Genomic DNA, 12,014 nt, shown 5'->3' with positions numbered 1-12,014 from the left:
ACCCCTCTCTGCCCCTGTCGGGGCATCTCCCCCTCAAGGGGGGAGATTGAGGGGGGCTATGCGGTTAGGCTCTGTCAGAGGACACGCCTGATGGGCTCCTATATCCTTCGCCGCATCCTGCTGATGATCCCGACGCTGATCGGGATCATGACGATTTCCTTCGTCATCGTGCAGTTCGCGCCGGGCGGGCCGGTGGAGCAGGTGATTGCCGAGATCAACGGCCAGGGCGGCGGCGCGGAAAGCCGGATTTCCGGCGGCTCGGATGCCGGCATGTCGATGGACAGTTTCGACAGCGCGTCCTCCTCCAGCTATCGCGGCGCACAAGGGCTCGATCCGCAACTGATCGCCGATCTCGAGCGCCAGTTCGGCTTCGACAAGCCGCCGCTGACCCGCTATCTGCTGATGATGCGGGATTTCGCGACCTTCAATTTCGGCGACAGTTTCTTCCGCAATTCCTCGGTGATCGACCTCATCATCGACAAGCTGCCGGTGTCGATCTCGCTCGGCGTGTGGGTGCTGATCCTGTCTTACGGCATCTCGATCCCGCTCGGCATCCGAAAGGCGGTGAAGGACGGCTCGCGCTTCGATGTCTGGACCTCTGGCGTGATCGTGATCGGCTACGCCATTCCGGGCTTCCTGCTCGGCATCCTGCTGATCATCCTGTTCGCCGGCGGCTCTTTCTTCGACTGGTTTCCGCTGCGCGGTCTTGTCTCGGACAATTTTTCCCAACTGCCCTTGTGGCGGAAGCCCCTCGACTATTTCTGGCATCTGGCGCTGCCGCTGATCGCGCTTTCAGTGTCGTCCTTCGCCACCACCACGCTTTTGACCAAGAACTCATTCATCGACGAGATCGGCAAGCAATATGTCGTCACCGCCCGCGCCAAGGGGCTGACCGAGAACAAGGTGCTCTACGGCCACGTGTTCCGCAATGCGATGCTGATCGTGATTGCCGGCTTTCCGGGCTCGTTCATCCTGGCCTTCTTCACCGGCTCGCTCTTGATCGAAAACGTGTTCTCGCTCGATGGTCTCGGCCGGCTCGGCTATCTGTCGCTGGTCAATCGCGATTATCCGGTGGTGTTTGCCACGCTCTACATCTTCTCGCTTCTCGGCCTCGTGATCGGGCTCGTCTCCGACCTGATCTACACCTGGATCGATCCGCGCATCGATTTCGAAAAGAGGGATGTGTGAGATGAGTGAGCTCGCATCCCCCGACGTGGCGGCGAACGTGCCGAAATCCGGCATCCTGTCGCCGATGAATGCAAGACGCTGGCAGAACTTCAAGGCGAACCGGCGCGGCTTCTGGTCGCTGTGGATTTTCCTGTTCCTGTTCATCATCAGCCTCGGCGCCGAATTCGTCGCCAACGACAAGCCGCTGATCGCTTCCTACAATGGCGAGATCCTGTTTCCGGTTCTGGTCGACTATCCGGAGGAGAAATTCGGGGGCTTTCTGGCCGTCACCGATTACCGCTCCGGCTTTATTCAAGAGGAGATCGAGGCCAATGGCTGGATGATCTGGCCGCCGGTGCGCTATTCCTACCGCACGATCAACGCCAATGTGCCTTATTCCGCGCCGACGCCACCCTTCTGGCTGATGAGCAAGGAGGAGCGCTGCGCCGGCTATCCGCAGGGCGTCGACGATCCGGGCTGCGTGCTCGGCAACATGAACTGGCTTGGCACGGATGATCTGGCGCGTGACGTGCTGGCCCGGGTGATCTACGGTTTCCGCGTGTCGGTGCTGTTCGGCCTGCTGCTCACCGGCTTTTCCGCCGTCATCGGCGTCAGCGCGGGCGCGGTTCAGGGCTATTTCGGCGGCTGGGTCGATCTCTTGATGCAGCGGTTCATCGAGATCTGGTCGTCGCTTCCGACGCTGTACATTCTGCTGATTATTGCCGCGATCCTGCCGCCCGGATTCTGGGTGCTGCTCGGCGTCATGCTGGTGTTCTCCTGGGTCAGTTTCGTGGCGGTGGTGCGCGCGGAATTTCTCAGGGCGCGCAATTTCGAATATGTCCGCGCCGCCCGCGCGCTTGGCGTCGGCAACGGCACGATCATGTTCCGCCATCTGCTGCCGAACGCCATGGTGGCGACGCTGACCTTCGTGCCGTTCATCCTGTCGGGCGCGATCGTGACGCTGACCTCGCTCGATTTCCTGGGCTTCGGCATGCCGCCGGGCTCGCCCTCGCTCGGCGAACTGGTCAATCAGGGCAAGAGCAATCTGCAGGCCCCCTGGCTCGGCATCACCGCCTTCATGACGCTCTCCATCATGCTGTCGCTGCTGGTTTTCGTCGGCGAAGCGGTGCGCGATGCCTTCGACCCGAGGAAGACGTTCCAATGACAAAGACGCCGCTTCTTTCCGTCAAGGACCTTTCCGTCGCCTTCCGCCAGGGCGGGGCAGACAACCTTGCCGTCGACCGGGTGTCGTTCGATATCATGCCGGGCGAGGTGGTGGCGCTGGTGGGGGAGAGCGGCTCCGGTAAATCGGTAACCGCCGCCTCCGTGCTGCGATTGCTGCCCTATCCGGCGGCAAGCCATCCCAGCGGGGAAATCCTGTTCGAAGGCCGCGATCTTCTGAAGGCGGATGACCGAACGCTGCGTGAGGTGCGCGGCGGCGATATCACCCAGATTTTCCAGGAACCGATGACCTCGCTCAACCCGCTCCACACGGTCGAGCGGCAGGTGGGCGAAACGCTGGCGCTGCATGCCGGGCTGACCGGGGCTGCCGCGCGCAAGCGGATATTGGAGCTGTTGAACGAGGTCGGCATCCGCGAGGCGGAAAAACGTCTCGGCGCGTTCCCGCACGAACTTTCCGGCGGCCAGCGTCAGCGGGTGATGATCGCGATGGCGCTCGCCAATCGCCCGAAATTGCTGATCGCAGACGAGCCGACGACGGCGCTCGACGTCACCGTGCAGGCGCAGATCCTGAAACTGCTGAAATCGCTGCAGCGCGATCACGGCATGTCGATGCTGTTCATCACCCACGATCTCGGCATTGTCCGCAAATTCGCCGACCGGGTCTGCGTGATGACCAAGGGCAAGATCGTCGAGCATGGCCCCGTCGCCGAGATATTCGACGATCCGCAGCATGATTACACGAAACACCTGCTCGCCGCCGAGCCAAAGGGCACGCCGCCGGCGCATGATCCCGCGCGCGAGGTGGTGATGGAGGCGGACAATCTGAAGGTCTGGTTCCCGGTCAAGGTCGGCCTGCTGCGCAAGACCGTCGATCACGTCAAGGCCGTCAACGGCATCTCGCTGAAGCTCAGGGCCGGCGAGACGCTCGGCGTCGTCGGCGAAAGCGGGTCCGGCAAGACCACGCTCGGTCTGGCACTGACGCGGATGATTTCATCCGAAGGACGGATCGCCTTTGTCGGCAAGGACATCGATGCCTACAGTTTCAAGGCGATGAAGCCGCTGCGCGAGCAGATGCAGATCGTGTTTCAGGACCCTTACGGCTCGCTCTCCCCGCGCATGTCGATCGGCGAGATCATCGCCGAGGGGCTGAAAATCCACGAGCGCGGACTGTCCGCCGCCGAACGCGAGGCCCGCGTCGGCGCGGCGCTGGAGGAGGTCGGCCTCGATGCAGCCACCCGCTGGCGCTATCCGCATGAGTTTTCCGGCGGCCAGCGCCAGCGCGTCGCGATCGCCCGCGCCATGGTGCTGAAACCCCGCTTCGTGATGCTGGACGAGCCGACCTCGGCGCTCGACATGAGCGTGCAGGCGCAGGTGGTCGACCTGCTTTCCGCGCTGCAGAAGAAGCATAACCTTGCCTATCTGTTCATCAGCCACGACCTGAAAGTGGTGCGGGCGCTGGCGAACGAGATCATCGTCATGCGGCTTGGCGAGGTGGTGGAGCGTGGCCCCGCCAAGGACGTGTTCGAGAACCCGCAGGCCGAGTACACCAAGGCGCTGCTCGCCGCCGCCTTCGATATCGAACCGGTCGAGGCGGACTGATCCTCCCGGAGCGTCGGGCGAAAAAGTGGAATCCGGTTTTTCGATAGCCCGACGCGGCAAAAGAGCCGGGCCCGTCGCCTTTCCCCCCTGAACTACGTCAAATGACGTATGTGGGGTTTTCCCGCCCTCAACGATAGTTGGACGAGGCGCCGTTCTCGCGGCGTCGCGAAATCCAAAGCCATTCAGGCGATAGTCGTTGAGGGGAACTACGAACGATGAATTTCACAAAGGGATTGACCAGCGCAGCGCTTCTCGCCGCGCTCACCACCGCCGGCATCGGCGGCATGGCTTATGCCCAGGAAGACACGATCAAGGTCGGCATCCTGCATTCGCTGTCCGGCACGATGGCGATTTCGGAAACCACGCTGAAGGACGCCATGCTGATGCTGATCGAACAGCAGAACGAGAAGGGCGGCCTGCTCGGCAAGCAGCTCGAGGCGGTCGTCGTCGACCCGGCGTCCGACTGGCCGCTGTTCGCCGAAAAGGCGCGCGAGCTGATCGAGGGCGACAATGTCGCCGCCGTGTTCGGCTGCTGGACCTCGGTGTCGCGCAAGTCCGTGCTGCCGGTGTTCGAGGAACTCGACAACATCCTGTTCTACCCCGTCCAGTATGAGGGCGAGGAAAGCCAGCGCAACGTGTTCTACACGGGTGCCGCGCCGAACCAGCAGGCCATCCCGGCCGTCGACTACCTGATGGAGAATGACGGCGTCGAGCGCTGGGTGCTGGCCGGTACCGACTATGTCTATCCGCGCACCACCAACAAGATCCTCGAAGCCTATCTCAAGGATCACGGCGTTGCCGAAGAAGACATCATGATCAATTACACGCCGTTCGGCTTCTCCGACTGGCAGACGATCGTGTCCGACATCAAGAATTTCGGTTCGGAAGGCAAGAAGACCGCCGTTGTCTCCACCATCAATGGCGACGCCAACGTGCCGTTCTACAAGGAACTCGCCAATCAGGGCATCTCGGCTTCCGATATTCCGGTTGTCGCCTTCTCGGTCGGCGAGGAAGAGCTTGCCGGTCTCGACACCGCGCCGCTGGTTGGCCATCTCGCCGCCTGGAACTACTTCCAGTCCGTCGACACCGATGCGAATTACGACTTCATCGATGCCTGGCACGCCTTCACCGGCGATGACGCCCGCGTGACCAATGATCCGATGGAAGCCCATTACATCGGCTTCAATATGTGGGTGAAGGCGGTCGAAAAGGCCGGCACCACCGATCCGGATGCGGTTATCGACGCGCTGATCGGCGTTGCGGTTCCCAACCTTTCCGGCGGCTATTCGGCGATGATGCCGAACCACCACATCACCAAGCCGGTTCTGATCGGCGAAATCCAGGACGATGGCCAGTTCGACATCGTCTACGAAACCCCCGGCCTCGTCGCCGGCGATGCATGGTCCGACTTCCTGCCGGACTCGAAGAACCTGATTGCCGACTGGCGCGCTCCGATGTCGTGCGGCAACTTCAATGTCGAGACCGGCAAATGCGGCGGTATGGCTGAATAATCCAGGCTCGACGCCGGGCGCGATCGGCTCCAATGCGATCACGCTCGGTTAACAGGGGGGCGGCCGGATATTTCGAAGGCCGTCAATTGGGGGCGCATATGTCCAAAATATTCCAGATGCACTGTTTCAGAGCATTCGTTTTAGTAGCCATTTTGTTTCTGACATATGCGCCCTCGTCTTCTTTTGCCCAGACCGACCTTGCCGGCACGATCGACCGGTTCGGTTCCTCCCGCGGCTTCGGCCAGACCGAAACCCTGGTCAATGAACTGGCCGCCACCGGCGATGATGCCGCCGTGCCCGCCCTGAAGGCGCTTGCCGCCGGCGATCTCTACACCCGCAAGAGCGATGGCAAGGTGTTCATCACCCGCAAGGGGTCTTCCAGCCGCGACCTTCTGCTGATCGATCCGGTGACCGGCGAGGAGGCTGGCGAACTTTCCAAACGCGACCTCGACAAGGTCAAGGTCAACAATAATCTGCGCTCCACCATCGACGCGGCACTGGCCGGCATGACGCTGATGAGCCCCAATCGCGGCACAAGGCTTTCCGCCGCGCAATCGCTGCTGAAGGCGCCGAGCGAGGACAATCTGATCCTGATCGAGCAGGCGTTCGAAAAGGAAGAGGATGGCGAGGTTGCCTCGGTTCTGGCGCAGGCGCGCGCCGTCTCGGTGCTGAATTCCGACCGTAGCCCGGAGGAGAAAGCCGAAGCGATCTCCGATATCGCCGATATCGGCGGACGGGAGGCGATCTCGATCCTGCTCTCGGCCCGTTCCAGCGTCGGCCCTGATCTCCAGGACGAGATTGACGCGGCGCAGGCGAAGATCGAAAAGCGGCTCGCCTTCTGGGATCTGGCCCAGAATGTCTGGTACGGGCTGTCGCTCGGTTCCGTGCTGCTTCTGGCGGCGATCGGGCTTGCGATCACCTTCGGCGTCATGGGCGTCATCAACATGGCCCATGGCGAGATGGTGATGATCGGGGCTTATTGCACCTTCATGGTGCAGCAGATTATCCGCACCGCCTATCCGCATCTGTTCGACTGGTCGCTGGCGATCGCGCTGCCGGTCGCCTTCATCGTCACCGCCGCCGTCGGCCTTGTGATCGAGCGCGGCGTGATCCGCTTTCTCTATGGCCGGCCGCTGGAAACGCTGCTGGCCACCTGGGGCGTGTCGCTCATCCTGCAGCAGGCGGTGCGCACCATTTTCGGCCCCACCAATCGCGAGGTCGGCAATCCGTCGTGGATGTCCGGTTCCTTCGATCTCGGCGGGCTCATGATCACCTGGTCGAGGCTCTGGATCGTGCTGTTCTCGCTCGCGGTGTTCGCCGCCCTCCTGCTGCTGATGAAGCGATCGGCCTTCGGCCTACAGATGCGCGCCGTCACCCAGAACCGCCGCATGGCGGCCTCGATGGGCATCCGCACGCCATGGGTCGATGCCTTCACCTTTGCGCTTGGTTCGGGCGTTGCGGGTCTTGCCGGCGTGGCGCTGTCGCAGATCGACAATGTCTCCCCCAATCTCGGCCAATCCTACATCATCGACAGTTTCATGGTCGTGGTGTTCGGCGGCGTCGGCAATCTCTGGGGCACGTTTGTCGGCGCGTTCTCGCTCGGCATCCTCAACAAGTTCCTGGAGCCCTATGCCGGCGCGGTGCTCGGCAAGATCCTGGTGCTGGTCTTCATCATCCTGTTCATCCAGAAACGGCCGCGCGGGCTGTTCGCACTCAAGGGAAGGGCGGTGGAAGCATGATCACGGCCTATCTTTTCCGCTCGCTCGACCGCAAGGTCTCGATCGCGATCATCATCCTCTTCGCGGTTGCCCTGCTGGTGCCGTTCGCGAACCTCATCATCCCGGCCGACAGCGCCTTTCACCTGCCGACCTATCTCGTCTCGCTGTTCGGCAAATATCTCTGCTATGCGCTGCTCGCGCTGTCGCTCGATCTGGTCTGGGGGTTCTGCGGCATTCTCTCGCTTGGCCATGGCGCCTTCTTCGCGCTTGGCGGTTATGCCATGGGCATGTATCTGATGCGCCAGATCGGCCCGCGCGGCGTTTATGGCGACCCGATCCTGCCGGATTTCATGGTATTCTTGAACTACAAGGCGCTGCCCTGGTTCTGGCATGGCTTCGACATGTTCTGGTTCGCCATGGCGATGGTGCTCTTGGTGCCGGGCGCGCTCGCCTTTGTGTTCGGCTGGTTCGCCTTCCGCTCGCGCGTCAACGGCGTCTATCTCTCGATCATCACCCAGGCGATGACCTATGCGCTGCTGCTCGCCTTCTTCCGCAACGACATGGGCTTCGGTGGCAATAACGGCCTCACCGATTTCAAGGATATTCTCGGCTTCTCGGTTCAGGCCGATGGCACCCGCGCCGCGCTGTTTGCCGCTTCCGCCCTGTTTCTGGCGCTCGGCCTGTTCCTCGCCTCGGCGATCGTGCGCTCCAAGGCCGGCAAAGTGCTGGTCGGCGTGCGCGATGCCGAAAGCCGGGTACGCTTCCTCGGCTACCGGGTGGAGAACTACAAGCTCTTCACCTTTGTCGCCTCCGCCATGATGGCGGGCGTTGCCGGCGCTCTCTACGTGCCGCAGGTCGGCATCATCAATCCGGGCGAATTTGCGCCCGCGAACTCCATCGAAGTGGTGATCTGGACCGCCGTCGGCGGCCGGGCGACGCTGATCGGGCCGATCATCGGGGCGATCCTCGTCAATGGCGGCAAGACCATCTTCACCGGCCTGTTCCCCGCCTTCTGGCTCTTCGCGCTCGGCGGCCTGTTCGTCGCCGTCACCCTGTTCCTGCCCAAGGGCATCGTCGGAACGCTTGCGCCCCGGTTTTCGAAAAAGCCAGGCCCTGACGCAAAAGAGCGGATCGAGCACGCGGAAGAGGCAGAAGCCGGGATCGACGGCATTGCAGAGGAGCCTGCCCGATGAGCCCCCATGAAAAGCGCGCCAAGAGCCTGCTCTATCTCGACAATGTCTCGGTCTCGTTCGATGGCTTCAAGGCGCTGAACAGCCTGTCCTTCGTCATCGATCCCGGCGAGTTGCGCGCCGTGATCGGCCCGAACGGCGCGGGCAAGACCACGATGATGGACATCATCACCGGCAAGACGCGGCCGGACGAGGGCGAGGTGTTCTTCTCCGACACGATCGATCTCACCCGCCGCGATGAGGCCGATATCGCCCAGCTCGGCATCGGCCGCAAGTTCCAGAAGCCGACCGTGTTCGAAAGCCATACGGTGTGGGACAATCTGGAACTGGCGCTGAACCGCAAACGCGGCGTGTTCTCGACCCTGTTCTACAGCCTGACCGGCGAAGACCGCGACCGCATCGAGGAAATCCTCGAGACGATCCGCATGACGGCGCGTCGCGACGAGCTTGCGGCAAACCTTTCCCACGGTCAGAAGCAATGGCTGGAGATCGGCATGCTTCTGGCGCAGGAGCCGAAATTGCTGCTTGTCGACGAACCCGTCGCCGGCATGACCGATGCCGAAACCGTGGAAACCGCCCGCCTGTTGCGCGAAATCGCGAGAACGCGGGCGGTGGTCGTCGTCGAGCACGACATGGGTTTCGTCCGCGATCTCGGCGTCAAGGTCACCTGCCTCGCCGAAGGCTCCGTCCTCGCCGAAGGCTCGATCGACTTCGTGTCGAACGATCCGAAGGTGATCGAGAATTATTTGGGGAGGTGAGGGGATGATGGAGGGGGCGGTCGTGCGGATTGGCTGCATGGATCCTCGGGTCAAGCCCGAGGATGACCCGTGGGGTGGGCGGAGAGCTAAAGCCGCAAACTCTTCGAGGCGGGCTCGCGACTGCCGCAGCCTTCGTGACAGCAGGTCGAACAAAACGCTCATGCGTCGCAGAATAGACCGCACCCCTCCCCACGTGTCATCCTCGGGCTTGACCCGAGGATCCAGGCAGTTGCGCTCAGAGGAACGTTTCGTAAAGATCCTCCCAGCCGGGGTTCATTCCATTCACCAGCGCAAGCTTCCACGCCCGGTTCCATTGCTTCAGAGCCTTCTCGCGCGCAATCGCACTGCCGATCTCGAAGTGCTCTTCGTACCACACCAGTCTGTTGCAGCCGTAGCGGCTGGTGAAGCCAGGAACGAGCCCTTCCCTGTGCTCGTAAATGCGCCGCTCAAGATCGCGGGTCACGCCGATATAGAGCGTGCCGTGGGGCTTGTTGGTAACGATATAGACATAACCAGCCATAGCGCTTTGCCGGGTTGCCTGGATCCTCGGGTCAAGCCCGAGGATGACACGAGTGGGACGGGGTGGAAAGAATTTGCTGCCGGAGCACTCGCCAGAACGTATATGAATGTGCGCCGTACTCTCCCCCTTTCTGCGTCATCCTCGGGCTTGACCCGAGGATCCAGGCGGCTGGCTCTGGCCTGTCAGTATCCTCTCCTTGCGAAAAAGGTCCAACTCCATGCTGACAATTGAAAACGTCAACCTCCACTATGGCGCCGCGCAGGCGCTCAGAAACGTGTCGCTAACCGCCGAGATGGGCAGGATCACCTGCGTGCTGGGACGCAATGGCGTTGGCAAGTCGTCGCTGCTTCGGGCTGTCACCGGGCAGCATCCGATCTCGGGCGGTACGATCAGTTTCGGCGGTGACAAGCTTGACGGGCTTGCGCCCTATGGTCGGGCCAAGCGCGGCGTCGGCTATGTGCCGCAGGGGCGCGAAATCTTTCCGTTGCTGACGGTGCGCGAGAACCTGGAGACCGGGTTCGCGCCGCTGGCGCGCAACGACCGCAATATTCCCGACGAGATATTCTCGCTGTTTCCGGTGCTGCAGACCATGCTTTCGCGCCGCGGCGGCGATCTTTCCGGCGGCCAGCAGCAGCAGCTCGCAATCGGCCGCGCAATGGTCACTCGGCCGAAAATCCTGGTGCTGGACGAGCCGACCGAAGGCATCCAGCCTTCGATCATCAAGGATATCGGCCGCGCCATCCGCTATCTGCGGGATTCCACCGGCATGGCGATCCTGCTGGTGGAACAATATCTCGATTTCTGCCGGGAACTCGCCGACAAGGTCTATATCATGGACCGCGGCGTGATCGTGCACGAGGGTGAAGCCGAAACGCTCGACACGCCCGAGGCGCGCCGTCATCTGACGGTGTGATGCTTCGACGCGCATAATGAGGAGAATTTGTGCGCTTTTGAGGGAGCGACAGACGAGGCTCTTGCGTTTAACTTTTTATCGGGACGCGGCGAGACGGAGTGAATTCTGAAATCTCTCGCCCGGCCCGTCGATGCGGCATGAAACTTGCGTTTAGCCGTTCGACAGCATCACGATAAAAAGGAAAAGCGATGGGCTGGAAGCATCAATTGCGCGGGCGGGCCGCAGGATCGGCGAGTGCGCGCGCCGGTCAGGTCGCAGTCGGGTCAGCGTGTCCCTGGGAGGGGCCATGGGCGGCGGGATGGAACTGTTGACGCCGGGCCTCACCGTGGGGCCGCAGCGGACATCCGGCACGGGCCGGGTGAGCGCCAAATCGGCCGGTGGCAAGACGCGTCTTGATGTCTTCTATCAGGAGGGTGCGGCCAAGATCCGCATTCCCGAAAGCTTCGACGGCGCGATGGAGGCGGTGCTGATCAACACCTCCGGCGGGTTGACCGGCGGCGACCGACTGCAATGGGAACTTGAAGCCGGCGAGGGCACGGCGCTGACGGCGACCACCCAGGCCTGCGAAAAAATCTACCGCTCCGACAGCGGACCGGCGGCGATCGATACCGAGATCAGGGTCGGCGAGAATGCCCGGTTCGACTGGCTGCCGCAGGAAACGATCCTGTTCGACGACGCCTCGCTCAACCGCAGGCTCGATGTCGATCTGGCCGAGACCGCCGAGTTCCTGGCGATCGAGGCCGTGTTGCTCGGCCGCAAGGCCATGGGCGAGGCGGTGCGCTGCGGCAATTTCCGCGATCGCTGGCGGGTGCGCCGTTCGGGCACGCTGATCCACGCCGAGGATGTGCGCATGACCGGCGATATCGAGAACCTGGTGGCGCATACGGCGGTGCTGGGCGGCGATGTCGCCTTCGCCACGCTGCTTTACTGCGGCCCCCGCGCGGAGGCGCTGATGCCGAAAGTGCGCGAAGCACTGGGCGAGGCTTCCGCCGGCGCCAGCGAGTGGAACGGCAAGCTCGTCGCCCGCATCGTCGCCGCCGACGGCTATAGTTTGCGAAAAAGCCTGATTCCCGCGCTCAAGGTCTTGCGGGACGGGCAGAATCTGCCGAAAGTCTGGCATCTGTAAAAGAAACGGGACGAGAGTGACGCATGAACCTGACGCCGCGTGAAAAGGACAAGTTGCTGGTTTCCATGGCCGCCATGGTCGCGCGCCGACGGCTGGAACGGGGCGTCAAGCTCAACCACCCGGAGGCGATCGCGCTGATCACCGATTTCGTGGTCGAGGGCGCCCGCGACGGCCGCCCGGTGGCCGAACTGATGGAAGCCGGCGCCCATGTGATCACCCGCGACCAGGTGATGGAGGGCATCCCCGAAATGATCCACGATATTCAGGTGGAAGCCACCTTCCCCGACGGCACCAAGCTGGTGACCGTGCATGAGCCGATCAGGTGAGGAG

10 protein-coding genes and 1 pseudogene are annotated in these 12,014 nt (G+C 62.5%); 10 read left to right on the top strand and 1 reads right to left on the bottom strand.

Annotation, left to right across the window (positions count from 1 at the left end):
• The first annotated feature begins 90 nt into the window (after positions 1-90).
• From B4E36_RS09305 to urtD, 7 genes and pseudogenes are all read left to right on the top strand, one after another.
• Complete coding sequence (locus tag B4E36_RS09305) at positions 91-1,188, top strand: microcin C ABC transporter permease YejB (protein WP_345900273.1); 1,098 nt, start codon at positions 91-93, stop codon at positions 1,186-1,188.
• A gap of 1 nt (position 1,189) precedes the next feature.
• Positions 1,190-2,332, top strand: coding sequence for an ABC transporter permease (locus B4E36_RS09300; protein ID WP_292054347.1), 1,143 nt, complete (start codon positions 1,190-1,192; stop codon positions 2,330-2,332).
• Positions 2,329-3,948, top strand: coding sequence for an ABC transporter ATP-binding protein (locus B4E36_RS09295; protein WP_292054349.1), 1,620 nt, complete (start codon positions 2,329-2,331; stop codon positions 3,946-3,948). The genes B4E36_RS09300 and B4E36_RS09295 overlap by 4 nt, the downstream gene beginning before the upstream one ends.
• A gap of 215 nt (positions 3,949-4,163) precedes the next feature.
• Positions 4,164-5,459: an urea ABC transporter substrate-binding protein gene (gene urtA / locus B4E36_RS09290; protein WP_414673751.1), complete on the top strand. Its 1,296-nt coding sequence runs from the start codon at positions 4,164-4,166 to the stop codon at positions 5,457-5,459.
• Between the two features lie 98 nt (positions 5,460-5,557).
• Positions 5,558-7,198, top strand: a complete 1,641-nt coding sequence (urtB, locus tag B4E36_RS09285; protein ID WP_414673750.1) for an urea ABC transporter permease subunit UrtB — start codon at positions 5,558-5,560, stop codon at positions 7,196-7,198.
• Positions 7,195-8,262 (top strand): annotated as a pseudogene (gene urtC / locus B4E36_RS09280) (urea ABC transporter permease subunit UrtC); the annotation flags it as partial. The gene urtB and the pseudogene urtC, both read left to right, overlap by 4 nt.
• A 104-nt stretch (positions 8,263-8,366) precedes the next feature.
• Positions 8,367-9,125 (top strand): urea ABC transporter ATP-binding protein UrtD, encoded by a 759-nt coding sequence (gene urtD / locus B4E36_RS09275; protein WP_345900272.1) that lies wholly within the window; start codon positions 8,367-8,369, stop codon positions 9,123-9,125.
• Positions 9,126-9,360: 235 nt separating this feature from the next.
• Here the strand turns inward: urtD and B4E36_RS09270 are convergent, their stop codons facing one another.
• Positions 9,361-9,645: a GIY-YIG nuclease family protein gene (locus B4E36_RS09270; RefSeq protein WP_292054355.1), complete on the bottom strand. Its 285-nt coding sequence runs from the start codon at positions 9,643-9,645 to the stop codon at positions 9,361-9,363.
• A gap of 217 nt (positions 9,646-9,862) precedes the next feature.
• Between B4E36_RS09270 and urtE the strand changes: the two genes are divergently transcribed.
• The 3 genes from urtE to B4E36_RS09255 all read left to right on the top strand — a co-directional run bounded on the left by urtE (position 9,863) and on the right by B4E36_RS09255 (position 12,010).
• Positions 9,863-10,558, top strand: coding sequence for an urea ABC transporter ATP-binding subunit UrtE (urtE, locus tag B4E36_RS09265; protein ID WP_292054358.1), 696 nt, complete (start codon positions 9,863-9,865; stop codon positions 10,556-10,558).
• 286 nt (positions 10,559-10,844) lie between these two features.
• Positions 10,845-11,684 (top strand): urease accessory protein UreD, encoded by an 840-nt coding sequence (locus B4E36_RS09260; protein WP_292054360.1) that lies wholly within the window; start codon positions 10,845-10,847, stop codon positions 11,682-11,684.
• Positions 11,685-11,707: 23 nt separating this feature from the next.
• A complete protein-coding gene (locus B4E36_RS09255; protein WP_018065206.1) occupies positions 11,708-12,010 on the top strand; it encodes an urease subunit gamma in 303 nt (100 codons plus the stop codon).
• Positions 12,011-12,014 lie beyond the last annotated feature (4 nt).

Source organism: Martelella sp. UBA3392, assembly GCF_002358775.1.
Lineage (GTDB): Bacteria > Pseudomonadota > Alphaproteobacteria > Rhizobiales > Rhizobiaceae > Martelella > Martelella mediterranea.
The sequence above is the reverse complement of the archived record's forward strand: the minus strand, read 5'-3'. Positions and strand labels throughout refer to the sequence as shown.